Origin of the sequence: Mesorhizobium sp. WSM4312, assembly GCF_002294875.1 — a bacterium.
GTDB lineage: Bacteria > Pseudomonadota > Alphaproteobacteria > Rhizobiales > Rhizobiaceae > Mesorhizobium.
This window is the reverse complement of record NZ_NSFU01000033.1, coordinates 1-25,443: the sequence shown is the minus strand read 5'-3', so window position 1 is coordinate 25,443 and position 25,443 is coordinate 1. Positions and strand designations below refer to the sequence as shown.

Annotated in this window: 31 protein-coding genes; 7 read left to right on the top strand and 24 right to left on the bottom strand. The window is 64.4% G+C overall.

Annotation, left to right across the window (positions count from 1 at the left end; translation table 11 throughout):
- Positions 1-41 precede the first annotated feature (41 nt).
- From CK228_RS32905 to gcvA, 6 genes are all read right to left on the bottom strand, one after another.
- The gene (locus CK228_RS32905) at positions 42-812 is read right to left on the bottom strand and encodes an L-iditol 2-dehydrogenase (protein WP_095790536.1); all 771 of its coding nucleotides are present in this window, start codon (positions 810-812) and stop codon (positions 42-44) included.
- The gene (locus CK228_RS32900; RefSeq protein ID WP_095773207.1) at positions 809-1,813 is read right to left on the bottom strand and encodes an ABC transporter ATP-binding protein; all 1,005 of its coding nucleotides are present in this window, start codon (positions 1,811-1,813) and stop codon (positions 809-811) included. The genes CK228_RS32905 and CK228_RS32900 overlap by 4 nt, the downstream gene beginning before the upstream one ends.
- 58 nt (positions 1,814-1,871) lie before the next feature.
- Positions 1,872-2,696, bottom strand: a complete 825-nt coding sequence (locus CK228_RS32895; protein ID WP_019862521.1) for a carbohydrate ABC transporter permease — start codon at positions 2,694-2,696, stop codon at positions 1,872-1,874.
- 11 nt (positions 2,697-2,707) lie between these two features.
- Positions 2,708-3,580 carry a sugar ABC transporter permease gene (locus CK228_RS32890; protein WP_027047618.1) on the bottom strand — a complete coding sequence of 291 codons (873 nt, stop codon included), beginning with the start codon at positions 3,578-3,580 and terminating at the stop codon, positions 2,708-2,710.
- Positions 3,581-3,704: 124 nt separating this feature from the next.
- Entirely contained in the window at positions 3,705-5,015 is a 1,311-nt protein-coding gene (locus CK228_RS32885) for a sugar ABC transporter substrate-binding protein (protein ID WP_095773206.1), read from the bottom strand.
- 203 nt (positions 5,016-5,218) lie between these two features.
- Positions 5,219-6,124 (bottom strand): transcriptional regulator GcvA, encoded by a 906-nt coding sequence (gcvA, locus tag CK228_RS32880; protein WP_095773205.1) that lies wholly within the window; start codon positions 6,122-6,124, stop codon positions 5,219-5,221.
- Between the two features lie 110 nt (positions 6,125-6,234).
- Between gcvA and CK228_RS32875 the strand changes: the two genes are divergently transcribed.
- Positions 6,235-6,420 (top strand): hypothetical protein, encoded by a 186-nt coding sequence (locus CK228_RS32875; protein ID WP_095773430.1) that lies wholly within the window; start codon positions 6,235-6,237, stop codon positions 6,418-6,420.
- Between the two features lie 62 nt (positions 6,421-6,482).
- Here CK228_RS32875 and CK228_RS32870 read toward each other — a convergent pair whose 3' ends face one another.
- Positions 6,483-7,442: a sugar-binding transcriptional regulator gene (locus tag CK228_RS32870; protein ID WP_010912814.1), complete on the bottom strand. Its 960-nt coding sequence runs from the start codon at positions 7,440-7,442 to the stop codon at positions 6,483-6,485.
- A gap of 244 nt (positions 7,443-7,686) precedes the next feature.
- Between CK228_RS32870 and CK228_RS32865 the strand changes: the two genes are divergently transcribed.
- Positions 7,687-8,319 carry an HAD family phosphatase gene (locus tag CK228_RS32865; protein WP_095790535.1) on the top strand — a complete coding sequence of 211 codons (633 nt, stop codon included), beginning with the start codon at positions 7,687-7,689 and terminating at the stop codon, positions 8,317-8,319.
- Here the strand turns inward: CK228_RS32865 and CK228_RS32860 are convergent.
- The 8 genes from CK228_RS32860 to ureC all read right to left on the bottom strand — a co-directional run bounded on the left by CK228_RS32860 (position 8,316) and on the right by ureC (position 14,510).
- Positions 8,316-9,083 (bottom strand): class II aldolase and adducin N-terminal domain-containing protein, encoded by a 768-nt coding sequence (locus CK228_RS32860; RefSeq protein ID WP_095790534.1) that lies wholly within the window; start codon positions 9,081-9,083, stop codon positions 8,316-8,318. The genes CK228_RS32865 and CK228_RS32860 overlap by 4 nt on opposite strands.
- A gap of 85 nt (positions 9,084-9,168) precedes the next feature.
- The gene (gene ureG / locus CK228_RS32855) at positions 9,169-9,810 is read right to left on the bottom strand and encodes an urease accessory protein UreG (RefSeq protein ID WP_095790533.1); all 642 of its coding nucleotides are present in this window, start codon (positions 9,808-9,810) and stop codon (positions 9,169-9,171) included.
- On the bottom strand, positions 9,807-10,247 hold the full coding sequence (locus tag CK228_RS32850) for a DUF3995 domain-containing protein (protein WP_095790532.1): 441 nt from the start codon (positions 10,245-10,247) through the stop codon (positions 9,807-9,809). The genes ureG and CK228_RS32850 overlap by 4 nt, the downstream gene beginning before the upstream one ends.
- The gene (locus CK228_RS32845; protein ID WP_095790531.1) at positions 10,244-10,915 is read right to left on the bottom strand and encodes an urease accessory protein UreF; all 672 of its coding nucleotides are present in this window, start codon (positions 10,913-10,915) and stop codon (positions 10,244-10,246) included. Before CK228_RS32845 ends, CK228_RS32850 begins: the two co-directional genes overlap by 4 nt.
- Positions 10,908-11,474, bottom strand: coding sequence for an urease accessory protein UreE (ureE, locus tag CK228_RS32840; protein WP_095790530.1), 567 nt, complete (start codon positions 11,472-11,474; stop codon positions 10,908-10,910). The genes CK228_RS32845 and ureE overlap by 8 nt, the downstream gene beginning before the upstream one ends.
- Positions 11,471-12,076: a glutathione S-transferase family protein gene (locus tag CK228_RS32835; RefSeq protein ID WP_095790529.1), complete on the bottom strand. Its 606-nt coding sequence runs from the start codon at positions 12,074-12,076 to the stop codon at positions 11,471-11,473. Before CK228_RS32835 ends, ureE begins: the two co-directional genes overlap by 4 nt.
- A gap of 44 nt (positions 12,077-12,120) precedes the next feature.
- On the bottom strand, positions 12,121-12,714 hold the full coding sequence (locus CK228_RS32830; RefSeq protein WP_095773198.1) for a hypothetical protein: 594 nt from the start codon (positions 12,712-12,714) through the stop codon (positions 12,121-12,123).
- Positions 12,715-12,794: 80 nt separating this feature from the next.
- The gene (gene ureC / locus CK228_RS32825) at positions 12,795-14,510 is read right to left on the bottom strand and encodes an urease subunit alpha (protein ID WP_179296121.1); all 1,716 of its coding nucleotides are present in this window, start codon (positions 14,508-14,510) and stop codon (positions 12,795-12,797) included.
- Between the two features lie 164 nt (positions 14,511-14,674).
- Here ureC and CK228_RS32820 point away from each other — a divergent pair, with 164 nt between their 5' ends.
- Positions 14,675-15,052 (top strand): hypothetical protein, encoded by a 378-nt coding sequence (locus tag CK228_RS32820; RefSeq protein ID WP_095790549.1) that lies wholly within the window; start codon positions 14,675-14,677, stop codon positions 15,050-15,052.
- A gap of 114 nt (positions 15,053-15,166) precedes the next feature.
- The gene (locus CK228_RS32815) at positions 15,167-15,661 is read left to right on the top strand and encodes a hypothetical protein (RefSeq protein WP_095773197.1); all 495 of its coding nucleotides are present in this window, start codon (positions 15,167-15,169) and stop codon (positions 15,659-15,661) included.
- A gap of 80 nt (positions 15,662-15,741) precedes the next feature.
- Here the strand turns inward: CK228_RS32815 and CK228_RS32810 are convergent, their stop codons facing one another.
- Genes CK228_RS32810 through CK228_RS32790 form a run of 5 tightly spaced genes read right to left on the bottom strand, consistent with a single transcriptional unit; the run spans position 15,742 to position 18,095 of the window.
- Positions 15,742-16,047 carry an urease subunit beta gene (locus CK228_RS32810; protein ID WP_095773196.1) on the bottom strand — a complete coding sequence of 102 codons (306 nt, stop codon included), beginning with the start codon at positions 16,045-16,047 and terminating at the stop codon, positions 15,742-15,744.
- A 6-nt stretch (positions 16,048-16,053) separates the two neighbouring features.
- Positions 16,054-16,641, bottom strand: a complete 588-nt coding sequence (locus CK228_RS32805) for a HupE/UreJ family protein (protein ID WP_095790528.1) — start codon at positions 16,639-16,641, stop codon at positions 16,054-16,056.
- 30 nt (positions 16,642-16,671) lie between these two features.
- Positions 16,672-16,926 carry a DUF1272 domain-containing protein gene (locus tag CK228_RS32800; RefSeq protein WP_095790527.1) on the bottom strand — a complete coding sequence of 85 codons (255 nt, stop codon included), beginning with the start codon at positions 16,924-16,926 and terminating at the stop codon, positions 16,672-16,674.
- A 10-nt stretch (positions 16,927-16,936) separates the two neighbouring features.
- Entirely contained in the window at positions 16,937-17,239 is a 303-nt protein-coding gene (locus CK228_RS32795) for an urease subunit gamma (RefSeq protein ID WP_019862540.1), read from the bottom strand.
- A 13-nt stretch (positions 17,240-17,252) separates the two neighbouring features.
- Positions 17,253-18,095, bottom strand: coding sequence for an urease accessory protein UreD (locus CK228_RS32790; protein WP_095790526.1), 843 nt, complete (start codon positions 18,093-18,095; stop codon positions 17,253-17,255).
- 201 nt (positions 18,096-18,296) lie between these two features.
- Between CK228_RS32790 and CK228_RS32785 the strand changes: the two genes are divergently transcribed.
- The 3 genes from CK228_RS32785 to CK228_RS32775 all read left to right on the top strand — a co-directional run bounded on the left by CK228_RS32785 (position 18,297) and on the right by CK228_RS32775 (position 20,685).
- Positions 18,297-18,551 (top strand): acyl carrier protein, encoded by a 255-nt coding sequence (locus CK228_RS32785; protein WP_010912831.1) that lies wholly within the window; start codon positions 18,297-18,299, stop codon positions 18,549-18,551.
- Between the two features lie 4 nt (positions 18,552-18,555).
- The gene (locus CK228_RS32780; protein ID WP_095790525.1) at positions 18,556-19,764 is read left to right on the top strand and encodes a beta-ketoacyl-[acyl-carrier-protein] synthase family protein; all 1,209 of its coding nucleotides are present in this window, start codon (positions 18,556-18,558) and stop codon (positions 19,762-19,764) included.
- Positions 19,765-19,980: 216 nt separating this feature from the next.
- Positions 19,981-20,685, top strand: a complete 705-nt coding sequence (locus CK228_RS32775; RefSeq protein WP_095790524.1) for a glutathione S-transferase N-terminal domain-containing protein — start codon at positions 19,981-19,983, stop codon at positions 20,683-20,685.
- A gap of 64 nt (positions 20,686-20,749) precedes the next feature.
- Here CK228_RS32775 and CK228_RS32770 read toward each other — a convergent pair whose 3' ends face one another.
- From CK228_RS32770 to CK228_RS32755, 4 genes are all read right to left on the bottom strand, one after another.
- Positions 20,750-21,058 (bottom strand): hypothetical protein, encoded by a 309-nt coding sequence (locus CK228_RS32770; RefSeq protein ID WP_095773190.1) that lies wholly within the window; start codon positions 21,056-21,058, stop codon positions 20,750-20,752.
- A 93-nt stretch (positions 21,059-21,151) separates the two neighbouring features.
- Entirely contained in the window at positions 21,152-21,763 is a 612-nt protein-coding gene (locus CK228_RS32765) for a nucleoside triphosphate hydrolase (RefSeq protein ID WP_095790523.1), read from the bottom strand.
- A 98-nt stretch (positions 21,764-21,861) separates the two neighbouring features.
- Positions 21,862-22,962 carry a hypothetical protein gene (locus tag CK228_RS32760; protein WP_095790522.1) on the bottom strand — a complete coding sequence of 367 codons (1,101 nt, stop codon included), beginning with the start codon at positions 22,960-22,962 and terminating at the stop codon, positions 21,862-21,864.
- A gap of 266 nt (positions 22,963-23,228) precedes the next feature.
- Positions 23,229-25,043 carry a chemotaxis protein gene (locus CK228_RS32755; RefSeq protein ID WP_095790521.1) on the bottom strand — a complete coding sequence of 605 codons (1,815 nt, stop codon included), beginning with the start codon at positions 25,041-25,043 and terminating at the stop codon, positions 23,229-23,231.
- Positions 25,044-25,443: the final 400 nt, after the last annotated feature.

Here is a 25,443-nt window from a genome sequence, read left to right as displayed (position 1 = left end):
TCTGCTCCTCGCGGAGGGACGAGAAGCAGAGGCCGCCCCCCTCAACTCATCCACTGGCCGCCATCGACATTGTAGGTCTGGGCGACGATGTATTCGGCCTCGTCGCTGGCCAAGAAGACGGCCATGCCGGCGAGGTCCTCCGGCCTGCCCATCCGGCCGTAAGGCACCCCTTCGCCAACAAGCCGCTTCTTCTCGCCCTTCGGCCGGTTCTCGTATTTGGCAAACAGGGCATCGACCTGATCCCACATGTCGCTGTCCACGACCCCGGGCGCGATGCCATTGACGTTGATGCGGTGCCTGATCAGGTCGAGCCCGGCCGACTGGGTCAGCGAAATGACGGCGGCCTTGGTGGCGCAGTAGACGCCGACCAGCGGCTCGCCGCGCCGTCCGGCCTGGCTCGCCATGTTGATGATCCTGCCGCCCTTGCCCCGCGCGATCATCGAGCGGGCGGCCGCCTGCAGCATGAACAGCGTGCCTGCCACATTGACGGAGAACAGTTTTTCATAGCTCGCCCGCGAAATCTCGACGATCGGCGCCAGATCGAACAAAGCGGCGTTGTTGATCAATATGTCGAGGCCGCCGGTCCTCGTCTCGACCGCCTTCACGGCGGCGTCGATGGAGGCCTGGTCCGTGACATCGAGTTTGACCGCATAGGCCTTGTCGCCGATCTCTGCCGCTGTCATTTGGGCGGCCTCGAGATTGATATCGGCAATGGCAACGACAGCGCCTTCGCGCGCATAGGCTTCGGCGAAGGCCTTGCCGATACCACGCGCCGATCCCGTGATCAGCGCCGATTTGCCTTTCAGCCTCACGTCGCCATCGCCTTGCCGTCGGGGCCGAAGCGATGCAGCTTGGCCTTGTCGGGCGTGAGGTAGATGGTGTCGCCATGATGCACGGCCAGTTCGCCGTCGGCACGCACCGTCAGCGGACCGACGCCGTCGGTCTGGACATGCAGGAAGGTGTCGGAGCCCAGATGCTCGGCAACGCCGACGGTGGCCTTCCATTCGCCCGCCGTGGTCGAAATCTGCATGTGCTCGGGGCGGATGCCGATGGTCTTGGCGCTATATTTGGCGGCCGGAGCGCCCTCGACCAGGTTCATCTTCGGCGAGCCGATGAAGCCGGCGACGAACAAATTGCGCGGCGTCTTGTAGAGCTCCATCGGCGAGCCGACCTGCTCGATATTGCCGGCATTCAGCACGACGATCTTGTCGGCCATGGTCATCGCCTCGACCTGGTCGTGGGTGACGTAGATCATGGTCGTCTTGAGCTGATGGTGCAGTTCGCTGATCTCCAGCCGCATCGTGCCGCGCAGGGCGGCATCGAGGTTGGACAGCGGCTCGTCGAACAGGAAGGCCGAAGGTTGGCGCACGATGGCGCGGCCTATGGCGACGCGCTGGCGCTGGCCGCCGGAGAGCTGGCCGGGCCGGCGTTCGAGATAATTGGTGAGGTTCAGGACCCGCGCCGCGTCCTTCACCTTCCGGTCGATGGTAGCCTGGTCCTCGCCCGCCATCTTCAGCGGGAAGGCGATGTTCTTGGCCACTGTCATATGCGGGTAGAGCGCGTAGGACTGGAACACCATGGCGAGCTTGCGCTTGGCCGGCGCCTCGCCGGTGACGTCGCGGCCGTCGATGTTGATGGTGCCGCCGCTGGTGTCCTCCAGCCCGGCGATCAGCCGCAGCAGCGTGGACTTGCCGCAACCGGACGGGCCGACGAAGACGACGAACTCGCCATTCTCGATCACCAGGTCAATGCCCGGAATAATGACCGTCGACCCGAACGATTTGGAGACGTTCTTGAGCGTGATGTTTCCCATGGTTTCCTCCCCGAGGGGTTATTGTCCGACGTTCTTGAGCGTCACGTTACGCCACGGCTTACTTCACGGCGCCAAAGGTCAGGCCGCGCACCAACTGCTTCTGGCTGAACCAGCCCATGATCAGGATCGGCGCGATCGCCAGCGTCGAGGCCGCCGAAAGCTTGGCCCAGAACAGGCCTTGCGGGCTGGAGAACGAACTGATGAAGGCAGTCAGCGGCGCTGCCTCCGTGGTGGTCAGGCGGATCGTCCAGAACGCCTCGTTCCAGGCCAGGATGATGTTCAAGAGCATGGTCGAGGCAATGCCGGGCACCGCCATCGGGGTCAGCACATAGATGATCTCGTTCCACAGCGAGGCGCCGTCCATGCGCGCCGCTTCCAGGATCTCGCCGGGGATCTCGCGGAAATAGGTGTAGAGCATCCACACCACGATCGGCAGGTTGATCAGCATCAGCATGACCATCAGGCCGATGCGGCTGTCGAGCAGGCCGGTGTCCCGGAAGATCAGGTAGATCGGGAACAGCACCGCGACCGCCGGCATCATCTTGGTGGACAGCATCCACATCAAAATGTCCTTGGTCCGCTTGGTCGGCGAGAACGCCATCGACCATGCCGCCGGAATGGCGACCAGCAGGGCCAGGACGGTCGATCCGACCGAGAGCAGCACCGAATTGAAGAAGAACTTGAAATAGCCGCTCTGCGCCTGAACCTCGGTATAGCTCTCGAAAGTTCCCGACGGGATCAGCGCGAAGCCCTGGATCGCCTCCTGTTCCGACTTGAACGAGGTGATGATCGTGTAGAGGATCGGGAAGAAGATCAGCAGGGCGACGATCCAGGCGGCTACCGTCGCGATCGTCTTGTGCTGGGTGGTGACTGCACGGGCCATCTTGTCCTCCCTTACTTGTCGAGGTTCTTGCCGACCGCGCGCATGGCGAAGAAGGCGACGATGTTGGCGAGAATGACGGCGATCACACCGCCTGCGGATGCCTGGCCGATTTTGAACTCCAGCAGCGCCTTCTGGTAGACGAGGAAGGGCAGGTTGGTGGAGGCGTAGCCGGGGCCGCCATTGGTGGTGACGAGGATCTCGGCATAGACCGAGAGCAGGAAGATCGTCTGGATCAGGATGACGACGGTGATGGCGCGCGACATGTGCGGCAGCGTCAGATAGATGAAGCGGCTGATGAAGCCGGCGCCGTCCATCTCGGCGGCTTCCTTCTGTTCGCCGTCGAGCGACTGCAGCGCGGTCAACAGGATCAGCGTCGCGAAAGGCAGCCACTGCCAGGCGACGATGATGATGATCGCCGTCATGGGATGCTGCCCGAACCAGTCGATCGGTTGCGCCCCGAAGAAGCGCGCTATGTCGGCGAACACCCCATATTGCGGGTGCATGATCATGTTCTTCCAGACCAGCGCGGCCACCGGCGGCATGACGAAGAACGGCGAGATGACGAGGATGCGCACGATGCCCTGTCCCCACATAGGCTGGTCGATCAACAGCGCCAAGAGGATGCCGCCGATCACCGTGATCAGCAGCACGCTGATCACCAGGATCAAGGTGTTGAGGATCGACTGCAGGAAGGCCGGGTTGGAATAAAACAGCGCGTAATTGGAGAAGCCGACGAACCCGTCGCGGATCGGGTTGAGCGGATTGTACTGCTGGAAGGAGAACCAGATGGTGATGACCAGCGGCACGATCATCCAGACGAACAGCAGCACGACGGATGGTGCCATCATGAAACGGGCAAGCGAACGGGTCTGCTGAGTAGCCATGACGGTCACCCTTCAATGGTCAGACTGGAATTTTCAGAGGCGTTGAAGGCGGCCGCCCGAGCTGGGAACTCGGGCGGCCGTTGCCGGTCGAGGAGGCAACCGGCATTCGGCACCGGGAGGAGCCTTACTTGATATACCCGCCTTCGGTCATCGCCGCGGTGGCGGCGTCCTGAGCCTGCTTCAGCGCATCGTCGACGCTCGACTGGCCGGCAAGCGCCGCCGAGAAGAGCTGGCCGACCGTGGTGCCAAGACCCTGGAATTCAGGGATGGCGACGAACTGGACGCCGACATAGGGCACCGGCTTGACGGTCGGATGCGTCGGGTCGGCGGCGTTGATGGAGTCCAGCGTCATCTTGGCGAACGGAGCCGCCTTCTGGTACTCGGCATTGGCATAGAGCGAGGAGCGCGTGCCCGGAGGAACGTTGGCCCAGCCTTCCTTCGAAGCGACGAGCTCGGCATAGTGCTTGCTGGTCGCCCACGACACGAACTTCTCGGCGGCGTCAGCCTTCTTGGTGCCGGCCGGAATGGCGAGCGACCATGCCCACAGCCAGTTGCCGCGCTTGCCGAGGCCATTGTCGGGCGCCAGGGCATAGCCGACCTTGTCCGCGACCTGGGATGCCTTGGGATCGGAGACGAAGGAGGCCGCGACGGTGGCGTCGATCCACATGCCGCACTTGCCCTGCTGGAACAGTGCCAGGTTTTCGTTGAAGCCGTTGGAGGACGCGCCCTCGGGACCGTCGGCCTTCATCAGGTCGACATAGAACTGCAAGGTCTTCTTCCACTCGGGCTGGTCGAATTGCGGCTTCCAGTTCTCGTCGAACCAGCGGGCGCCGAAGGAGTTCGACATGGCGGTCAGGAAGGCCATGTTCTCGCCCCAGCCGGCCTTGCCGCGCAGGCACACGCCGTTCACGCCATTGGCGCGGTCGGTCATCTTGTCGGCGGCCTGCTTGATGAAGTCCCAGGTCGGCGCGTCGGGCATCTTCAGTCCGGCTTTCTCCATCAGGTCCTTGCGGTACATGACGAAGGAGCTTTCGCCGTAGAAGGGCGCGGCGTAGAGCTTGCCATCGACCGAAAGACCGCCGGCGATGGCCGGGATGATGTCCTTGACATCATAGTCGTCGCCGAGCTTGTCGAGCGGCAGCAGCCAGCTCTGCTTGGCCCAGATCGGAACCTCGTAGGTGCCGATGGTCATCACGTCATACTGGCCGCCCTTGGTGGCGATGTCGGTGGTGACGCGCTCGCGCAGCACGTTCTCTTCGAGAGTGACCCAGTTGAGCTGGATGTCGGGGTTGGCCTTGGTGAAGTCGTCGGTCAGCTTCTGCATGCGGACCATATCGCCATTGTTGACCGTGGCGATGGTGATGGATTCGGCATGTGCGGCAAAAGCGAGAGCGCTGGCCGACAACAAGCCCAGGGTGAGCGTGCGCAGTTTCATCAAATTCCTCCCATGAACCAAGATGAGCATTTGCCTTGGCTGTGAGCAATTACTCACTTGCCGTGAATTATGTCAAGCCGGATTCGATGCTGCAGCGCAGCACCGGACCTGCCGATGGAGGGACGACGAGCGCCGCACCCGCGCCTGACATCAGGCGGCGGGACAGGGAGGCCCGGAGGATTGGATCGGGAGAAAAGCGCCTCTCAGCAGGCGATCTCGGCCAGCAGCCAGTCGCGGAAGGCGCGGATCTTCGGCACGTTGCGGCGTGCTTCGGGATAGACCAGCCAGTAGGCGTGGCCGTCATCGCCAACCAGGTCGAAGGGCTGGATCAGGCGGCCGTCGGCAAGTTCCGCCTTGAACAGCGCCCGGGTCAGGATCGCCACGCCATGGCCCGCGATGGCCGCATTGGCCTCATAGGCCTGCGCGCCCATGCTGCTGCCGGGTCGCTTGGCAAGATCATGCGCATGCACGCCGGCCGTCTCGAACCATTGCGTCCACCAGACATCGCCCGGATCGAGGATCGGCAGCCGCAACAGGTCGGCCGGCTCCTTGACGCCGCCGATGCTCGCCGCGAGCTTCGGGCTCAGCATCGGCGTGAAATCGGCGTCGAGCAGCTTGTGGGCTTCTAGCCCCGGCCATTTGCCGCTGCCCGAGCGGATGGCGAGATCGACATCCTCACGGGCGAAATCCGTCAGCCGGCTCGATGTTTCGAGCCGCACGGCAAGTGCTGGATGAGCCATCTGGAACGAGCCCAGATGATGCGCCAGCCAGTTCGAGGCAAAGGTCAGCACGGTGGTGACACACAGCAGCCCGTCCGCGCCGCCGCGCGCGGCGGCATAGGCCTGGCTGAGGATGGCAAAGGCCTCACTGACCGCCGGCGCCAGCCTTTGGCCGGCTTCGGTCAGCTCGATCTGCCGCGGACGGCGCAGGAACAGCGGCGCCCCGACGCGCTCTTCCAGCACCTTGATCTGATAGCTGACGGCGGCCTGTGTCATGGCGAGTTCCACGGCGGCCTTGGTGAAGGAAAGCTGCCGCGCCACCGCTTCGAACACCCGGATCGCCTGAAGCGGCGGCAGTTGCGAAACCTGCGGTGAGCTCAGATCCGGCATAAAGGCTCCTTATGGGTCCTTATCGACGTTCGATTGGCAAAGCCGGCTCGCAAGACCGACATTTACTGTCAACCCGTCATTCGGGTCCAGGATAGCGAAGGTTGACGATCATGACCATGGCGCAGCAAAAATGCACTCCCGCTCCCGATCACCGCTGGATTTCGTGGCTTGCGGACGGATTCGGCTGGTTCGCGATCAGAAAAAAGGCGCATCTCGATATCAGGGACCTGTCGCCGCATCTGCAGCGCGACCTAGGTTTCCTCGATGGCAACGACCCTTTCGGCCGGCACAGATAGACTTACTGGCTTTATCGCCAGAGGGTCCGCGGCCGCATCCGGGAGGCGGCAGCGCTTCCCGGTCAGATGCTGGCCAGCAAAGCCGTCGCCGTCCGTTCGTCGGTGATGAGTCCGTTGACCAGCCGGCGATTCACGGCCGCCAGGATGCCCGGCAGCTTGCGCTCGCCCATGGCCAGCGCGATGACCAGCGATTTCTCGCGCGACGGCAGCGACGCCGACGACACCCGGTCGTTGGTGATGCCTTCGATCATGCGGCCTTCCCTGTCGAACACCCAGCCGACGATCTCGGCGATGCCGCCAGCCTTCTGCAAGGCCTTCAACTCGCTTTCGGAAATGAAGCCGTCCTCGTAGAGAGGCGCCTTCGGCCCGAGGTCACCGATGCCGATGAAGGTGACATCGGCTTCCGCCGCAAGCGCCAGCGTCGGCTGGATCATCGGCTGGTTGAGCAGCATCTCGCGCTCCTGCGGCGAGGAGGCGATGACCGGCAGCGGCATCGGGAAGGAGCGCGCCTTGACCCGGTCGGCCATGGTGAAGATGACGTTGTAGAAGGCGGCAGAACCGTCAGGCGAAATGTTGCCGGTCAACGACACCACCTTGTGTTGCGGGCATTCCATCGGCGGCAATTGCTCGATCGCCGCCTTCAGCGTGCGCCCTGTGCCGATGCCCATGACGATCGGCGTCGGCGAGCGCAGCCGCCGCTCGATCTCGGCCGCCGCCGCCTCGGCGATGCCGATGGTGGTGGAGGATGAATTGGGATCACTCGGCACCACTTCGACCAGGTCGAGCGCGAAGCGCGATTTCAGCCGGGCGGCAAGGTCCAGGCAATTGGCGATCGGATGATCGACGCGGACCTTGATCAGGCCCTCCGACACCGCCAGCGACACCAGCCGCTGCGCCGTCTGCCGCGAGATGCCGAGCGTGGCGGCGATCTGGTCCTGTGTGTTGCCGGCGACATAGTAAAGCCAGCCGGCGCGCGCCGCGTCGTCCAGCCTGTTGCTGCCGCCATCCTGCCGGGTATTCACGTCCTGCCTCCGCAAACCGCTGCTCACAGGAGCGGTCCGCTCCCAGTTTCGCAGGGAACGGCTTCTTGCGCAATTGTCAATCTGAAGGGCAATTGTTTGGTGCGCACGGCCGGGATTTTCTCGCTTACACCATCGCGACGCGCAAAGCAGGGTGGCTTCGCTTCCGGCGGCAGTCGCCTTCTGTGATCGCGACGGTTTATCTCCCGGCGCAAACCCTTTAAGGGGATCGCAAAAGGAGCGCTGCATGACACCGAAGGCGGTTTTCTGGGACATGGACGGCACGCTGGTCGACAGCGAGCCGCTGCACGAGGCAGCCCTTGTGGCGGCAATGCGCAATGCTGGCCTCAAGCCGCCCGCCGACCTTCATGAGCGGGTGCTCGGCGTTGCCGCCTGGCCGGTCTACGAAATGATGCGCGACGAGTTCGGCCTCGATCTTCCCTTCGACGACTGGATCATGCACAAATACGAGCACTATCTGCCGCTGGTGGAGGGGCTGAAACCGCGACCTGGCGCCATAGAAGTCTTCAATGAATTGCGCGCGCTTGGCGTGCAGCAAGCGGTGGTCTCGAATTCGGACCGGATGATCGTCGACGCCAATCTGCGCATGGTCGGTCTGTTTTATCCAGGCATGAAAACGATCAGCCGCAACGATGTGCGTGATGGCAAGCCGCACGCCGAACCCTTCCTGCGCGCCGCGTACCTGGCCGATGTCGATCCCGCGCACGCCGTGGCGGTCGACGACAGCTGGCCGGGCGCCATGGCGGGACTGGCGGCGGGCATGAAGACGATCTTCTGGCCGGAAAAGCCGATGGGAGGACCGCCCGGCGCCATCGTCATCAACAGCGCCGAGGAATTGCGGGCTCAGCTCGGGCTCTAGTTCCGGTAGACCGGCTCTTCCTCGTCGAGGATCGCCTTCAACTCGGCGAGATGGCGCTCGGCCTGGCCCGGATAATCATCCATTTCGCTCGCCGTCTTCTCGGCAATTGCGTCGGACAGCGTGCGCAGCGGCCGGCCGGTCCACAGCGCCTTGATATAGGTCTCGGCAGCGCGCTCGAAATAGAACATCCGGTTGAAGGCATCGGCGACGGTGTCGCCGATCACCAGCACGCCGTGATTGCCCATCACCATGACCTTGACCTTGGGGTCCGTGAGAAGCTGCGAGCAACGCTCGCCCTCCTCCCCGAAGGCCAGCCCGCCATAATGCGCGTCGACGACATGGCGGTTGAAGAACATCGCCGAATTCTGGTCGATCGGCGGCAATGTCGAATCGGCCAGCGACGCCAGCACCGTGGCATGGATCGAATGCACATGCATGACGCAGCGCGCGTGCGGCACGTTGCGATGAATGGCGCCGTGCAGGCCCCAGGCGGTCGGGTCGGGCGCGTTGGGGCCCGACAGCGTGTTCGGATCGTTGGCGTCGATCAACAACAGGTCGCTCGCCTTGATGCGCGAGAAATGCACCTGGTTGGGGTTCATCAGGAACTGCGTGCCGTTTTCATTGACCGCCAGCGAGAAATGGTTGGCCACCGCCTCGTGCATGTTGAGCCGCGCCGTCCAGCGAAAGGCACAAGCGAGATCGACGCGCTCTTCGTAGAAGGGCAGGTTGGTCAGCGTTTCCTTCTGCAGGCGGGCGATGCTCATCGAAATCCTCCGGTTTTGGCGAGAATGCCGCGACCGACGGCTGCCCGCAACGGGTTTCGGTTGGTGCAGGGGGAACTGATGCCTGTCAGGCCGCCGTGTCGGTGGCGGCGCCAACCCTCAGCCCGCCATGCTCGACGATGAAATCGATGACCTCCCGCAGCCCCTTGCCGCGCGAAAGATCGGTGAAACCGAACGGCCGCTTGCCGCGCATGCGGGCGGCGTCGCCCTCCATCACGTCGAGGTTGACGTTCACATAGGGCGCCAGGTCGCTCTTGTTGATGATCAGGAAATCGGAACGGGTGATCGCCGGTCCGCCTTTCCTTGGGATTTCCTCACCCTGGCAGACCGAGATGACATAGAGCGTCAAATCCGCGAGATCCGGCGAGAAGGTGGCGGCAAGATTGTCGCCGCCCGATTCGATGAAGATGATGTCGAGATCGGGGAATTTCCGGTTGAGCTCGGCGATCGCCTGCAGATTGATCGAGGCGTCCTCGCGAATGGCGGTGTGCGGGCAACCGCCGGTCTCGACGCCGACGATGCGGTCTTCCGGCAGCGCCTGCAGCCGGGCCAGCATCATGGCGTCTTCCCTGGTGTAGATGTCGTTGGTGACGACGGCGATGGAGAACTCGTCGCGCAGCGCCTTGCAGAGTTTTTCGGTGAGCGTCGTCTTGCCGGAGCCGACAGGGCCGCCAATACCGATGCGAAGGGGACCGTTGGCTTGGGTCATGTCGGGAACTCCATGATGACAAGGATTGCGAAGCCGAGCCCGATCAACAGGCACAGCGGCGAATAGTAACGCACATCGAGCCGCGCGAAAGGCTGTTCGGGCGCCAGGCGCCGCCACCACGGCGTGAAGCCGGCAATGCCGCGTCCCAGGAACACTAGCCCGATGAGCAGTGAGGTGGCGGCAAGGCCCTCCCTCGGGAAAGGCGAGGCAAAGAAGCCGATGAGCGCCAGCGGCCAGAGCGTCGCCAGGCCGAGACAGGCGGCAACGGCGAAACTGGCAAAGGGCGTCGGCATGTCGTCGACGCCGCGAAAGCCGACGACCGCGCGGGCGCAGGAGGCCGCATCCCTGCCCGGCCAGATGCCGCCAATGCCCCAATAGACGTGCAGTGCCGTGATCAGCAGCAGGACGAATGAAAGCGCGAAGGCGAGGACGATCATGAACGGAACAGCCGCGAATACTGGGTTTCGTGCCGCATCGCCATGATGTCGGAGACGAAGGCGCAGCCGCCGAGATCGTCCAATGTCGAACCGGACGCGCGGTCGGCGGTCGAGAGCGCCAACGGCTCGAAGCCGGCCAGCAGCGTGGTGGCTTCGCTCTGGCCGATGACACCGAGCCTGATCGCCGCCTGGACCAGATTGGAGAAGAAGGCCTGCAGGAAGGCGGACAGCGCGTCCTGCAGTGCAATGCCATTGCCGCCGGCAATGGCGCCGACGGCGATGCAGTAGGCGCATTCGGCTGGCATGCGCTCCAGCACCGGATTGGGCCAGGCCACGGCCGCTTTGAGGAAGGCCGCGCCTTGCAGCATGGTCTCGGCATGGCGTTCCCGCGAGCCGGCGAGCGCCTCGGCCAATGCGGCCACTTCGTCGAGATCGCCGGCGTTACGGGCGCGACGCCAGCTCTCGGAAAACAGCACGGCATCGTTCCAGCCCGAGCCCATCTCGACCAGCGTTTCCAGCCAGTCGCCCAGGCTCGCGGCATCGATCACCAGCCCGTCGTGCACCGCCCGTTCGAGACCGTGGCTGTAGGCAAAGCCGCCAACCGGAAAGGCCGGCGACAGCCACGCCATCAGCCGCAGCAGGACGATGCTCGAAGGCTGGTCAGTCATGGTCGTGGTGATGATGGTCGTCGTGGGAATGGCTATGCGCGTGCGAATGGGCCTCCGCATGGCTGTGCGCATGCGCGTGCCCGTGATCATGCCCGCCGGAATAAGCGCCGCGCACCGGCTTGAACGGTTCGGAGACCTCGCGCACCGTGGCGCCGAGCCCTTCCAGCATTGCCTTGATGACATGGTCGCGCAGGATGACGATGCGATCCGCCTCGATGCCTGCCGCGAGGTGACGGTTGCCGATATGCCAGGCCAACTCGGTCAGATGCACGCCGTCGCGGGCGCGGATGTCGTAGACCTCTTCCGGCGCTGCGATGATCTCGACATGGCGGCCATCCTCCAGCACCAGCCGGTCGCCATCGTTCAGGGCGACGGGTTCGGGCAGGTCGACCAGCACCTTGCTGCCGTCGGACAGTTCGATGGCGCGGCGGCGCAGATGCCGCTCGTCATGCGCAAGCACAGCCTTGGCAAACGCCGGCGCCGCGCCCGCCTCGCCCGCGGCCAGCACCGAGACGGCGCGCGGGAATTTGGTGAAGTCGGTGTTGAGGTTGAGCTTCATTTCATGGAGCCTCCGTTGGCCTGCGCCCGTGTGCGGGCTGGGCGCGAAAGCACCCGGTCGAAATAGGCGTTGACGCGGTCGGACTCGATCGGGAATTTTCCGGCGCGCGCCCAGTTGCCCATGTCGCCGAGCAGCACGTCGACAGCGGAAAACCGGTCGCCCAGCGCAAACGGCTTGTCGCCGAGCCGGCGGTCCAGTGCCTTGGCTTCCGAGGCGAAATCGTACGCCGCCGCCGGGCCGACATCGACGCGTACCTCCTTCGGCAGCAGGAAGCGGTGGCGCAATTTGTTCCACAGCGGCGCCTCGAACTCGCTCTGGGCAAAATGCATCCAGGAATCCATCTCGGCACGGCCGGCGACTCCGGGGCTGGCGCCCATGCCCTTGTCCGCATGCTTGTCGGCCAGATAGACGCAGATCGCCGCCGAATCCGTCACCGTCAGCGCGCCGTCGATGAGGACCGGCACCTTGCCCGACGGGTTGAGCGCATAGGCTTCCGGCGAGCGCAGTCTGACTTCGACGAATTCATAGGGCTGCCCGAGCTCCTCGAGCATCCAGAGAACGCGGCTGACCCGGGATCCGCGTGATCCGACGGCCTTGTACATGCTGGGATCCTGTCTTTTCCTGGACTCTAGACCATCCGCTACAGTCATACGATCGTGTCGAAGAGCCGCAGGATGAACGATATCTGGTAGATCAGCGCTGCCGCGACGAAGGCGATGTGGAAGCGGCGGTCGCGCACCAGGATCGCCGCGATGCACAATGCCACGAAGACCGGCGTGCGGAACAGATATTCGTTGCCGAAGCGGGCAAAATGCTCAGGCCCTTTCAGCAGCGTATCGACCACATCGAGCAGATAGGTCGCCGCCAGCAGGCCGAAGAACCAGCCCCGGCGCGAATAGAAGAAATCCTCGTAGCTGGTGTAGTCCAGCATCGAATCGGGAAACAGCAGCGCACACAGCAGGAACAGCGTGATCGCGTAGAAGATGATGAACAGGTATTTGCCGAAGGTCCAGGTCTCGATGGCGTAGAGCCCGAACTCCCACCACCAGAAATGCACCAGCATCAGAAGCACCGAGGCGACCCAGGCCAGATGCACGGGATAGAGCCGGTATTGGCCGGGATGCTGGACGATGCGCGCCACCCCCGACAGCAGGCGGGCGACACCAAGCCCGATCACCATGCCCATGACGATGCGGATATGCGGGAAGATGTCGTGGGGAGAGGCGATTTCGGTGGCCATGCCTGATCACGATGGGTTTCTGCTAGACCGCATATTGCGGCCTATGCCTACCAGCCGCAACGGAATTTGGCCGGCCGACCTCAGAACAGAAAATACCGCTGCGCCATCGGCAGCACCGTCGCCGGCTCGCAGGTCAGCAACTCGCCATCGGCGCGCACTTCGTAGGTTTCCGGATCGACTTCGACATGCGGCGTGGCGTCGTTGAGCACCATGGAATGCTTGCCGATGCCGCCACGGGTGTTTTCCACGGCAACGAACTTTTTTTCGACGCCAAGCCGGCCATGCAGCCCCGACTCGAGTGCCGCCTTGGAAACGAAGGTCACCGACGAGTTGGTCCTTGCCTTGCCATAGGCGCCGAACATCGGCCGGTAGTGCATCGGCTGCGGCGTCGGGATCGAGGCGTTGGGGTCGCCCATCGGGGCGGCGGCGATCATGCCGCCGATCAGCACCATCTCCGGCTTCACACCGAAGAAGGCCGGGTTCCACAGCACCAGGTCGGCACGCTTGCCGACGGCGATCGAGCCGATGTCTTTCGACAGCCCATGCGCGATGGCCGGATTGATGGTGTATTTGGCGATGTAGCGGCGGACGCGGAAATTGTCGTTGTCGCCGGTCTCCTGCGGCAGCGAGCCGCGCTGGCGCTTCATCTTGTCGGCGGTCTGCCAGGTGCGGATCGCCACCTCGCCGACGCGGCCCATGGCCTGGCTGTCCGACGAGATGATCGAGAAGGCGCCAATGTCGTGCAGGATATCCTCGGCGGCGATCGTCTCCTTGCGGATGCGGCTTTCGGCAAAGGCGATATCCTCGGGAATCGACGGCGACAGATGATGGCAGACCATCAGCATGTCGAGATGCTCGGCCAGCGTGTTGACCGTGTAGGGCCTTGTCGGATTGGTCGAGGACGGGATCACATTGGGCAAGCCGCAGACCTTGATGATGTCGGGCGCATGGCCGCCGCCCGCGCCCTCGGTGTGGAAGGCGTGGATGGTGCGGCCCTTGATCGCCGCCACCGTGTTTTCGACGAAGCCGGATTCGTTCAGCGTGTCGGTGTGGATCATCACCTGCACGTCGTAATCGTCAGCCACCGACAGGCAGCAATCGATCGCTGCCGGCGTCGTGCCCCAGTCCTCATGCAGCTTCAGCGAGCAGGCGCCGCCCAGCACCATTTCCTCCAGCGCCGCCGGCAGCGAGGCGTTGCCCTTGCCCGACAGGCCGATATTCATCGGGAAGGCGTCGAAGGACTGGATCATGCGGGCCATGTGCCATGGCCCCGGCGTGCAGGTGGTGGCGAGCGTGCCATGCGCCGGCCCGGTGCCACCGCCGAGCATGGTGGTGATGCCGCTCATCAGCGCTTCCTCGATCTGCTGCGGGCAGATGAAGTGGATATGCGCGTCGAAGCCGCCGGCGGTCAGGATCTTGCCCTCGCCGGCGATGATTTCGGTGCCGGGGCCGATGATGATGGTGACGCCATCTTGCGTGTCTGGATTGCCGGCCTTGCCGATCGCCGCAATGCGGCCGTCCCTGAGGCCGATATCGGCCTTGAAGATGCCGGCGCTGGCGTCGATCACCAAGGCGTTGGTGATGACGGTGTCGACCGCGCCCTGGGCGCGGGATACCTGGCTCTGCCCCATGCCGTCGCGGATCACCTTGCCGCCGCCGAATTTTACTTCCTCACCGTGAATGGTGAGGTCCTTTTCGACCTCGATGAAGAGTTCGGTGTCGGCCAGCCTGACCTTGTCGCCGACAGTCGGCCCATACATCTGGGCGTAGGCGGCACGCGAGATTCTGGCCATCAGCGATTGCTCCCGAAATGCGGTGTGGTTGAGGCTGGGCTGCACATTGTCGCCATCCAATGGTCACGCAATGACCCGCTGAGTGACACCTTCTGATCCCATTTGGCGGTTGAGGTTGGCAGGTCACCCCAAAACGACCGTTTGCCAAATCGATGGAAGGAAAATCCATGCGCAAAACGATAATTCTTGCAGCCGCCGCCAGCCTGATGCTGGCCGGTGCCGCCAGTGCCCAGCAGCAGCCCGCTCCGGCCACGCCTGCCCCCAAGGCGACGACTCCCGCCCCCGGCGGTCAGCAGGCCGCGCCGGCGATCCAGAGCGTCAACATTGTCGACATCACCGAGCTGCCGAAGGACACCCAGACGCAGGTCAATCAGGTGATCGCCCAGCGCGGTGACGCCGGCCTGCAGAAATTGCGCAGCTCGATCGACGCCACCCCCAAGGTGAAGTCCGCCCTCCAGGCCAAGGGAATTACCTCGGCGCAGGTGGTCGCTGCCAGCATGGAACCAAACGGCGCACTGACCCTGATCACCAAGAAGGCCAGCTGACGACACGGCGCGGCGGGCCGGTACCCGGTCCGCCGGCCGTATTGCGAGGGGAACCATGGCAAGGCTGGAGTCGTTTCGCTTCCTGATTGTTGAAACAGATTGCGAAAGCGAACGATGACCTCCACCACCTCGCCCGATGCCCGATGGCCGCATGCCATTGCGGCGGCCGCGTTTCTGGCAGCGAGCCTTCCCCAGGCCGCGCTGAATGCGCAGGGCCGTGAAAGCCCGGAGACCGTCGACCGGATCGTCGGCTCGCAGGTCAACGAGGAACAGGCCAAGACAACGGCAGAAATCGGAAAAGTCAGTTCGGCGATCGACCGCACGCGCGAAAACATCGGCACGGTGCGCAAGACCTCCAAGCTCGACAAGGTCGATATCGTGTTCCTGACCGACGCGGCGCGCAGCGAAGGCGGCCCGCCGCCGGTCATCGAGAACAAGGTGCGGCAGCACAAGGATGATGTCGCCGAATTGCGCAAGGAGATCGAGGCGAACGCCCTGCTCTTCAATGCAATCGATTCGCGGCGCTTGGCTGCGCAGGACGTTCTTGCCGTCGCGTTCGACGATCCGGGAAAGATCGTCATCTATGCGGCCGCCAAGCCGTCGGACTGAGCCGAAAGCACGATTTGCTTTCAGGCTTGCCCAAACGCCGTTCGCGGTCTTCGAAGGCCAAGCGCGAGACGCCACAGAACTCACAGCTTGCCCATCACCTTCTGCTGGAATCCAAAGACCTCGCGCTTGCCGCCGAGCGGTACCAGCGTGACGTCGCGTTCCTGTCCCGGCTCGAAGCGCATGGCGGTTCCGGCGGCGATGTCGAGGCGCATGCCGCGCGCCCGTTCACGGTCGAATTTCAGCCCCTCATTGGTTTCGAAGAAATGGTAGTGGCTGCCGACCTGGATCGGCCGGTCGCCGCTGTTGGCGACTTTCAGGGTGACGGTCGGCAGGCCCTTGTTGAGCTCGATGTCGCCTGGGACGGGGATGATTTCGCCGGGGATCATCTGATGTCACACGAGGCCGAAGGCAAGACCAAGACCGATCGTAGCCCAAGCCGCTCCCGCGGCACGAGCCAGACCACGGAACCTCATGCCAAGGCTCATTCCGGCGGCGATGCCAACGGCATGGAGCAGCACCGTGGCGACGGCAAAGCCGGCCGTATATTCGAGCCCGCCGGCATTTTCCGGGACTTCGGTGCCGTGGGCGTGGCCGTGGAACAGCGCGAACAGGCCGATAATGGCGACGCCGGCCGAGACGGGCAGATCGACCGCCAGCGCCACCAGCAGGCCGAGCGCCACGACGGAGGCCAGTATGCCCGGCTCGACGAAGGGCACCGGCACATGCGCCATGCCGAGCGCCGCGCCGGCAAGCATCACGCCGACAAAGGCCGCCGGCCACGCCCAGATGGCCCTGCCACCCTTGATGGCCGCCCACAGGCCGACGGCGATCATCACGGTCACATGATCGAGGCCGGACAAGGGATGCATGAAGCCGGCCGTGAAGGAGGAGGGGGGGCCGATGCCGACATGGGCATAGGCCGGCATGGCGGCGGCCATGAGCAGGATCGCCGCGAGGCACAGGCGTTTGGCACGGATCATTCTACTTGCCTTTCGTTTGCGATTCAGCAGTCACGCTGCCTTGCGCGGGCCGCAGCCCTCGGCCTTGAGGACGCGCTTGGTCGACGCAGGGTATTTTTCCAGCTTCGCTGCCGGGCGGATCGGCCGGGCCGAAAAATTGCCGCCGCAATTGGGGCAGACGCCGCCCAGCACGTTTTCCACGCAATCGGCGCAGAAGGTGCATTCGAAGGTGCAGATCAGCGCATCAGTCGCCTCCGGCGGCAGGTCCTTGTCGCAGCACTCGCAGTTTGGGCGCAAATCGAGCATCTCGGTCTCCTCACCTGATGGGTTCGTGCACGGTCACCAGCTTGGTGCCGTCGGGGAAGGTCGCTTCCACCTGCACGTCATGGATCATCTCAGCGATCCCTTCCATCACCTGCGTGCGGGTGACGACATGGGCGCCGGCCTCCATCAGTTCGGCCACCGGGCGGCCGTCGCGTGCGCCTTCGACGACGAAATCGGTGATCAGCGCTATCGCTTCCGGATGGTTCAGCTTGACGCCGCGCTCCAGCCGCTTGCGTGCCACGATCGCCGCCATGGCGATCAGCAGCTTGTCTTTTTCCCTCGGCGTCAGGTTCATGCGTTTTCCAGAATCACAGTGACCATAATTTGGGCAGTCCCGCCCTTCCATTGAGCAATCCGACGAGCGGAACCAGCCGCTGGCGCAGTTGGTAGCCGTCCCCGGCGTAAAGCCTCGCAAGAAGCTTGCCAGATGCCTGCACCCCCCAGGCGCTGGCGCCGCCCTGGTCGCCGATGATCTCACGGACCGGGTCGAGAAAGGCCTCGGCTCGCGGCGACACCAGCAGCAGCGTCGCCACGGCGATCGCGCCGCCGGTGGCCGCCGGACGTGCCAGGGCACCAGTGATATCGGGTCCGATGCGGAAATCCTCGGCATGGATGAGCAAACCATCCTGGCGAACGCGCCAACGGTCACGGAAAGTGCCTTGCGCGGCGCGTTCGCCCATGGCCAGGCGGCCGAAGACGGTGGCTTCCAGCACCAGCGCCTCGGCCCCCCCGGCGAGTTCGACGTCCAATGTGCGGGCAAAGGCCGCCCGGTCGAAGACGATGGTCTCCTGCGGCAGCCAGGCGATGCGGGCGTTCTCGCCGACCGTCAGCTTGACCCGCACCTCTGCTTGGTCGGATGCGGCGCGGTAGACCTTTTCGCAAGCCTGGGTCGTTATCGACGCCGAGGCATTGGCGCCGACATCCACATCCCAGCCGATGCGGTCGCCGCCGGTCAGTCCGCCGGCGGTGTTGATCAGCACCGCCTCCAGCGGGTCGGCCGAAACGGCCGGCAGCCTTATCTTGGCGGAACCGTCCTGATAGAGGCGCCGCAGGCGCGTGCGGCCGCCGGCGCTGGCGCAACCCAGCTGCGCCAGGCCCGCGGCGCGCTGGGCCAAAGAGGCCGAAAACTTCGTATATTCGATCGTATCCACGCCGTCAGGTTAAGCACTGCGGCGGTTTTGTCGATATATAGCTTGTTGCTTGATGGCGTTTCCGTTTCTATAGAGGGAGCCACCTCGATACGGTCAGGCGATGCTTGGCGGGGGTAGAAGGCGACGATCGCGGCCTGATATCGAGGACAGAAGGCGCTGTTCAGTTGGCGTCGAGAAACGACAAAGTGGGGAAGAAACCGAATGGCTGACCAGCTGGCAACGGACATCATCGAAAAGATCAAGGCCCATGCCGAGCCGGGCGGTGAAGAAATCACCACCAGCACCGAATTGACGTCGCTCGGCATCCATTCGCTGGAGCTGACGGAGATCATCTTCGACCTCGAGGAGCAGTATGGCATCGAGATCGAGATGAACACGGTCGATGCCTGGAGCAATCTGAAGAATGTTGGCGACATGGTCGAGGCCGTTCGCGCGCTGATCGCGAAAAAAGCCTGACCGAATGCTGAAACGCGTCGTCATTACCGGCATTGGCGGGCTGTGCGGCCTAGGCGTCGATGCGCAGTCGATCTGGGCTGAAATGCGGGCCGGCCGTTCGGCCATCGGCCCGATCGACAATCCCTTCCTGCATGACCTGAAGGTCAAGACCGGCTGCGAGATCAAGGCGCTGCCCGATCACGGCATCGAGCGCAAGCAGCTGGTGTCGATGGACCGTTTCAGCCTGCTGGCGGTTATCGCTGCGAAGGAGGCCATGCACCAGTCCGGCCTGGCCCCGCATGCAGACAACACCTATCGCATGGGAACCATTGTCGGCGTCGGCGTATGCGGCTTCGAGACCGTCGAGGAGAACTATCGCGCCATTCTGATCGAGGGCAAGAATCGCGCCGGCATCTTCACCGTGCCCAGGGTCATGCCGGGCGCGGCCTCCGGCCAGGTCAGCATGCACCTTGGCCTGCGCGGACCGGTCTTCGGCGTCACGTCGGCCTGCTCGTCGGCCAACCACGCCATCGCCTCGGCGGCCGACCAGATCAGGCTCGGCCGCGCCGACGTCATGGTCGCCGGCGGCACCGAAGCGCCGCTGGTCTGGGGCGTGCTCAAGGGTTGGGAGGCATTGCGCGTGCTGTCGCCCGACACCTGCCGGCCGTTCTCGGCCGACCGCCAGGGCCTGGTGCTGGGCGAAGGCGCCGGCATGGCGGTTCTGGAAAGCTACGATCACGCCATGGCGCGTGGCGCCACCATCCTCGCCGAAATCGCCGGCGCCGGCCTTTCGGCCGATGCCTCCGACATCGTCGCCCCGACCATCGAGGGACCGGAAGCGGCGATGCGCTTCTGTCTCGCCGATGCCGGGCTCAATCCCGAAGACATCGATTATCTCAACGCGCACGGCACCGGCACCAAGGCCAACGACCAGATCGAGACCAACGCGATCAAGCGCGTCTTCGGCGAGCACGCGCGCTCGCTGTCGGTCTCCTCGACCAAGTCGATGCACGCCCATTGCCTGGGCGCTTCTGGCGGGTTGGAAATGATCGCCTGCGTCATGGCGATCCGCGAAGGCGTGGTGCCGCCGACCGCGAATTACCGCGAACCCGATCCCGATTGCGATCTCGACGTGACGCCCAACATCGCGCGCGAGCGCAAGGTGCGCGCCGCGATCAGCAACGGTTTTGCTTTCGGCGGCACCAACGCGGTGCTGGCATTCAAGGCCATCTGATCCCGGCGGTAACTACCGCCCCCCCGGGGCGGTGACCACTTGCCTCCGCGCGATCTTACGCGCGCTCGGCGATCCGCCGCGGTGGATTCGGTTTTCTGTCCGTGCATGGCGAAACTGTCGCCGGCATATTGATCCTGCCCGGCCGTGCGCCTAATTCTTGGCCACCCGCCAACACCGCGCCTCGCGGCGCAAATCCCCCCGCTCAGGAGTTTTTCGATGGCCGACCTGTCCGCCTTTCCGATCACCAGCCGTTGGCCGGCCAAACATCCCGACCAGATCCAGCTCTATTCCGCAACGACGCCGAACGGCGTGAAAATATCGATCGCGCTGGAAGAGCTCGGCCTGCCCTATGAGCCGCATCTGGTCAACATCAGCAAGGACGAAAGCTGGACGCCGGAATTCCTGTCGCTCAACCCCAATGGCAAGATCCCGGCGATCATCGATCCCAACGGCCCGGACGGCAAGCCGATCGGCCTTTTCGAATCCGGCGCCATCCTGCTCTATCTCGCGGACAAGACCGGCCTGCTCGTCCCGGCGGACGCAGCGCGGCGCTACGAGACGATCCAGTGGGTCTTCTTCCAGATGGCTTCCGTCGGGCCGATGTTCGGCCAGGTCGGCTTCTTCCACAAATTCGCCGGCCGCGAGATCGCCGACAAGCGCCCGCTGGAACGCTACCGCGACGAATCGCGGCGGCTGCTCGGCGTGCTCGATGGCAGGCTGAAAGGCAGCAAATGGATCATGGGCAACGACTACACCATCGCCGACATCTCGCTGCTCGGCTGGGTGCGCAATTTGATCGGCTTCTATGAAGCACGCGACCTCGTCGGTTTCGATGATTTCGCCAATGTGGCGGCATGGCTGGAGCGCGGCCTGGCGCGGCCGGCGGTCCAGAAGGGCCTGACCATTCCGGCAAAGGGCTAGGACGGCCTGTCGCCGTAAGGCGAGGCCCTTTGCCAAAGATGCTCGGCCGGACGAAGCAGCCTGCTTATTTCGCCTTGGCCTTCGAGCCGCCCTTGCCGATAACGGAGGCCGCCAGCGAGACGGCGCCGCGCGCGGTTGCGACGACGGCGCCTGCGGCGACATTCGCTGCCGTTCGAACGGCACCGGCTTTGGTCGGCGCCGATTTGCGCGGGCTGGCGGTCTTGGCGGCCGGTACGACCTTTCGGGGCGCGGCCTTGCCGAAAGCAGCCTTGCCGTCTTTCGAGCGTTCAGCGATCGCCGGACCAGCACCGGCCTTCGCTTGAGTTGCCTTCGCGGGCCTCGTCTTGGCTGGTTTTTTTGCCTTGGTTGCCATTGGAAAATCCCTTACGCCGGACAAACGGGTTCTGAGGCATAACGGCGCGAAACTCTTAAGGTTCCCGCCCCAAAATACGGAAAATTAAGCGTGTTAACCAATGATCAGGTCGGCGGCCCGGCGCCGGGCCAGCACGCGTTCGATGTTGGGCAGATCGTTGGAGGCGATCCAGGCGCGCGCCTCTTCGTCCGAACGGCCATGGCCGTGCCAGCGCTCCATCAGGCGGCGCTCGAGCTCATTGCGCGGCACGTCGACGAAGATCGAGAAATCGAACAGCGGCGCCAGCCGTGACCACGGCTCCTCGTCGAGCAGCAGGTAATTGCCTTCGACCAGGATGAACTTGGTCTCGGTGCCGACGATCGCCGCGGCGGCGCGCGACAATTCCATGCTGCGGTCGAAGACCGGAATGGCGATGTCGGGTTCACCGGCCCGGATGCGCTTCAGCAGGGTCTCGAAGCCGGCGAAGTCGAAGGTCTCCGGTGCGCCCTTGCGCGCCCGCAGGCCGCGCGCGTTGAGCACGATGTCGTCATAGTGGAAGCCGTCCATCGGTACGACCTCCACCGCCCCTTCCGGCAAAAGGTCATGCAGGCCGGCCGACAGCGTGGACTTGCCGGAGCCTGGCGGTCCGGCGATGGCGACGATGAAGCGCTTTGCCTTGCCGGCGCGCTTGAAGATGGTGGCGGCGAGGTGGGCGATTTCGGACATGGGAGCCTCACTTTGCCTGGATGATCGGCGAAACATTACGCTGCATTTTGGCGGCAGTCGGCGGAAATTTCAAACCCCGCGCTCGCGCAAACCTCGCCTCAGGCGGCCGCGGGCTGGCCGATGCGCAGGAACGCGCTGTCGAATGCCACTTCCCTGGTCGATCCGCCCGCCGCGAGCCGCATCCGGCCGTCGGCCGTGGTGATCTCTCGCGGCGGGGTGCCGCCGGACGGGGACAGGGCGCCGATGACATGGCGGAACGAAAAGCCGCGGCCTTGGCCGAGCACAAAGGCGGTCGCCACGCCTTCGCGCTTCAGCCAATTGTCGCCGATCGAGGCGGCATGGCCTATCGCCGAGCGGCCGTCCTCTATGCCGAGCACCCCGAGATGCCGGCCGCTCCACGGCGCGTAGTCGCGCCCGCCATTGCTCAGCCACAGCATGGTAACGGGCAGCTCCGCGGGGTTCTTCAGCACCAGCACCAGATCGTCCTCGGCCTGGCGTGCCAGCGCCGTCCAGCCCGGACCGCCATGGTCGGCCTCGACCAGGGTGACGAAATCCTCACGCCGGTCCTCCATGCGGTATTGCGTCAGGTCGGCCGTGCCGCCGCCGGCGGCGGGAAACTGGGCGAGGTCGGCCGAGCGCGCCGGATAGGCCAGCATGAAGCGGCCGCGCGCGGGATCGGGCTCCAAAGGATCGGCCAGCGTCGCGGCAAAGCGCTTCGGCGAAAAGGCCAGCCTGCCGCCGCCTTTCATCGCCGTCATCGGGTGATGGGCGACGGAAATCGCGCCGGAACCGCCGGAAAACACATGTTCCTGGTAGAGGAAGGGATGGCCGTCGATGAGCGTAAAAATCTTGTCGACGCTGGCTCCCATCACCTTGTGCCGCAGCCGGAAGACCGCGCGCCAGCCGCTCTCCGTGGCACTGCTCTCGGTGACATCCCAGTCACTGTTGGCTGTCCAGCCATGCAGCGGCGCTTCCTCGACATCGCTGCGCGAAAACGGCGCGCAGAGGAAGTCGCCCGACAGCCGGACCGTGCCTTGCGGCAGGTCCTTCGGCAGCGCCTCGCCTGCGTCCACCCAGGGCGCGCGGTGCAGCGGCTTCAGCTGGCGCCCGCCGCTCTCGACGGTCATGTCGGCGATGTGGCCGACGGTGAGGTCGAGCGAAACCGAAATACCCCTGGCCTTGATCGTGATCGTATCCATAGCGCTCTCACCCGAATCTGAAGGCGCAAACAGAAGCCTTTCGGAGCGGCTTGCGCAAGCATGGTATCGGGCATTTCTCATCAGCTCGCCTCACCCTCCCCCTTGTGAGGAGGGTCGGCGAGCGGTCGAAGCGACGCGGAGATCGTTCGACGGGGTGGGGTGGGGCCGGCTTCCCCCACCCCGATCCGCTATGCGGATCGACGTGCCGGGGCGAGCCACGAGTCTCGCCCGTCCTTCGGCCCCCCACAAGGGGAGGGTAAGCAGAGCTACTGCCGCTTGTATTCCCGCACCGGCGATTTCGTCCCGTCGGTGTAGGTGACCTGCACCGACATCGATTTCACGCTGTCGGCGACCTTGAAATAGCCCTTGGCGTCGTACGGGATGGCGTAGGGGTCCTTCTTGTCGCAAGGCGGTATCTCGAACGAATTGTCGAGCGCGGCACCGTTCAGGCTGTAATGCACCTCCTTGATGGCGCAGCGGTAGGACAGCATCTGGGTGAAATAGACCAGCCCGTGATTGCCGCCGGAGTCGAAGGCGATCCACGACGTCCAGAACTGGTCGAGGATCTGCTTGTCGCCTTGCTGCAGGGCGCCATCCGGATCGAAGCGTATGTCGAACGGGCCGGTCTCGCGGCCCCTGATGTCGAGATATTTTATGCCGATCGTGGTCGCCGCCGTGCTGTCGGGCAATTCGAAGCTCGGATTGGCCATCGGCTTGCCGGTGCTCTGGTCCTTCATCGCCAGGAAGCCGGTGTCGGTGAACGGGCCGCTGTCGCCGAGACGCCAGGAAATCGCGGTCGCCGGTTCGGGCAGCGAAATGGTCATCGACCAGCCCTGGTTGGAGCGCATCGGCGTCAGCGAAGGCGCGAAGCGCGCGGGGTCGAGCACGTTGCCAAGTGCTGCCAGCCGGCTGCGGCTGCGCTCCAGCCAGTCGGCGAGCTGCGTCTGGTCGACGAAATATTTGAGCAGCCCGCCATCCTTCTCGTAGGACACGAACTTGGTCAGCGCCTGGGCCTCGCTACGCTTGTCGGTCAGCGTCTGGCTGCCGAGGCGGTCTTCCGAAAACTCCTGCGCCTTGAGGAAATAGGCCGGCGCATAGTCGGGATTGGCCGTGACGAAGGCGTTGAGCTTGTCCAGCCGCTGCGCGTCCTCGAACTGCAAAATATGCACCAGCTTGATCGACAGCGCCTTGCCCTTGTCGGCCAGCTGCCCGAACACTTCGCGGGCGCCCGCCTTGCCGTCCTGCACCCGAAGCAGCGTCGCAAAGCGCGTATAGGGGTCGATGGCGTCGACATCGAAGCCGGCAAAGGCGAGGTAGGAGCGCCGGGCGTTGAGCATGTCCCCCGACAATTCATAGACGCGGGCATTGTGGTAGAACTCGTCCGGCCGCTTCGGCTCGGCGATCGCCCCGCCCTGCGCCGCCAACTGGGCAAATCCCTTGGCTATGGTGTCGATCGAGGCGGCGATCTGCTCGGTGGTCGCCTGCAGCTTTTCGGCCTGGACCTGCTGCTGTTGCTGGCCGGCGACGAGCGTGTCGGTGGTCTGCTTGACCGCCTCGACGGTCTTCTGCGTCTGCGCGCCCTGCTGCGTCTGCTGCTGCTGGGTGGACGCGATCTGGTCGGTCTTCCGGGCAACCGTGTCGGTCGATTTCTTGACCTCTTCGACGGTCTTTTGCGTCTGCGTCACCGTCTGCTCGATCCTGGCCACCTTTTCGGAGACGATGCCCATCGACTGCTGCAATTGCGCGATCGCCGGCACCAGGCCGGCGATGACCCCGTTCTGCGAATTGGTCTCCTGCTGCACCGCATAGACGCCGCCGGCAACCGCCGCCGCGCTGGTGGCGAACAACAGCGCCGGCAGCGCCTTGGCCGCCAGCACCAGCTTGAGCACGATGGCAATGGCGATGATGGCCGCCGCGATGGCCGCGACCAGCGCGATATAGGCGGCGAACGGCGCCAGCGGATTGAGCACGTCGCCAACGGCGCCGCTGATGAAAGCGACGCTGCCGGCCCATTTGCCGGTGCGGCTGAGCGATGCCTTGATAAGCGAGGGCGCTGCGCCCCCGGCCCCGATGTTCGTCATGCCACCCCCCAAGCCAGCCAATGCCACGCCCCGTCCCACAGGAAACGCGGCTCTGGCAAGGAAAGACACAGAAACAGGCGTTTTCGGGGCGGATAAAGGGCTCAAGTTCCTCGCCCCACGGGAGTGGGGAAGAGGTGGCTCGGCGAAACCGAGACGGAGAGGGGGCTGCGCCGACCTCGCCGGTTAGCGATCTGTTGCAAGGCCATGCCCTACGAATTCCCCCTCTCCGGCCGCTTCGCGGCCACCTCTCCCCCGCCAGAGGCGAGGGCGAGGAAGAGGGTCGGGCTCGACAATCCTGGGACTAACAGCCATTAACCAAATGGACGCATCCAGCGCGTTACGTTAGCTTCGCCTTATCTCAGCAACAGCATCGCCAGAACAGTCCCGCCCTTGTCCAACC

Bases quoted from the DNA above. Each gene is read 5' to 3' on its own strand.
- CK228_RS32900 (WP_095773207.1), bottom strand. From the start codon at position 1,813: ATGGGAAACATCACGCTCAAGAACGTCTCCAAATCGTTCGGGTCGACG.
- CK228_RS32895 (WP_019862521.1), bottom strand. From the start codon at position 2,696: ATGGCCCGTGCAGTCACCACCCAGCACAAGACGATCGCGACGGTAGCC.
- CK228_RS32890 (WP_027047618.1), bottom strand. From the start codon at position 3,580: ATGGCTACTCAGCAGACCCGTTCGCTTGCCCGTTTCATGATGGCACCA.
- CK228_RS32885 (WP_095773206.1), bottom strand. From the start codon at position 5,015: ATGAAACTGCGCACGCTCACCCTGGGCTTGTTGTCGGCCAGCGCTCTC.
- gcvA (WP_095773205.1), bottom strand. From the start codon at position 6,124: ATGCCGGATCTGAGCTCACCGCAGGTTTCGCAACTGCCGCCGCTTCAG.
- CK228_RS32875 (WP_095773430.1), top strand. From the start codon at position 6,235: ATGACCATGGCGCAGCAAAAATGCACTCCCGCTCCCGATCACCGCTGG.
- CK228_RS32865 (WP_095790535.1), top strand. From the start codon at position 7,687: ATGACACCGAAGGCGGTTTTCTGGGACATGGACGGCACGCTGGTCGAC.
- CK228_RS32860 (WP_095790534.1), bottom strand. From the start codon at position 9,083: ATGAGCATCGCCCGCCTGCAGAAGGAAACGCTGACCAACCTGCCCTTC.
- ureG (WP_095790533.1), bottom strand. From the start codon at position 9,810: ATGACCCAAGCCAACGGTCCCCTTCGCATCGGTATTGGCGGCCCTGTC.
- CK228_RS32850 (WP_095790532.1), bottom strand. From the start codon at position 10,247: ATGATCGTCCTCGCCTTCGCGCTTTCATTCGTCCTGCTGCTGATCACG.
- CK228_RS32845 (WP_095790531.1), bottom strand. From the start codon at position 10,915: ATGACTGACCAGCCTTCGAGCATCGTCCTGCTGCGGCTGATGGCGTGG.
- ureE (WP_095790530.1), bottom strand. From the start codon at position 11,474: ATGAAGCTCAACCTCAACACCGACTTCACCAAATTCCCGCGCGCCGTC.
- CK228_RS32835 (WP_095790529.1), bottom strand. From the start codon at position 12,076: ATGTACAAGGCCGTCGGATCACGCGGATCCCGGGTCAGCCGCGTTCTC.
- CK228_RS32830 (WP_095773198.1), bottom strand. From the start codon at position 12,714: ATGGCCACCGAAATCGCCTCTCCCCACGACATCTTCCCGCATATCCGC.
- CK228_RS32820 (WP_095790549.1), top strand. From the start codon at position 14,675: ATGCGCAAAACGATAATTCTTGCAGCCGCCGCCAGCCTGATGCTGGCC.
- CK228_RS32815 (WP_095773197.1), top strand. From the start codon at position 15,167: ATGACCTCCACCACCTCGCCCGATGCCCGATGGCCGCATGCCATTGCG.
- CK228_RS32810 (WP_095773196.1), bottom strand. From the start codon at position 16,047: ATGATCCCCGGCGAAATCATCCCCGTCCCAGGCGACATCGAGCTCAAC.
- CK228_RS32805 (WP_095790528.1), bottom strand. From the start codon at position 16,641: ATGATCCGTGCCAAACGCCTGTGCCTCGCGGCGATCCTGCTCATGGCC.
- CK228_RS32800 (WP_095790527.1), bottom strand. From the start codon at position 16,926: ATGCTCGATTTGCGCCCAAACTGCGAGTGCTGCGACAAGGACCTGCCG.
- CK228_RS32795 (WP_019862540.1), bottom strand. From the start codon at position 17,239: ATGAACCTGACGCCGAGGGAAAAAGACAAGCTGCTGATCGCCATGGCG.
- CK228_RS32785 (WP_010912831.1), top strand. From the start codon at position 18,297: ATGGCTGACCAGCTGGCAACGGACATCATCGAAAAGATCAAGGCCCAT.
- CK228_RS32780 (WP_095790525.1), top strand. From the start codon at position 18,556: ATGCTGAAACGCGTCGTCATTACCGGCATTGGCGGGCTGTGCGGCCTA.
- CK228_RS32775 (WP_095790524.1), top strand. From the start codon at position 19,981: ATGGCCGACCTGTCCGCCTTTCCGATCACCAGCCGTTGGCCGGCCAAA.
- CK228_RS32770 (WP_095773190.1), bottom strand. From the start codon at position 21,058: ATGGCAACCAAGGCAAAAAAACCAGCCAAGACGAGGCCCGCGAAGGCA.
- CK228_RS32765 (WP_095790523.1), bottom strand. From the start codon at position 21,763: ATGTCCGAAATCGCCCACCTCGCCGCCACCATCTTCAAGCGCGCCGGC.
- CK228_RS32760 (WP_095790522.1), bottom strand. From the start codon at position 22,962: ATGGATACGATCACGATCAAGGCCAGGGGTATTTCGGTTTCGCTCGAC.
- CK228_RS32755 (WP_095790521.1), bottom strand. From the start codon at position 25,043: ATGACGAACATCGGGGCCGGGGGCGCAGCGCCCTCGCTTATCAAGGCA.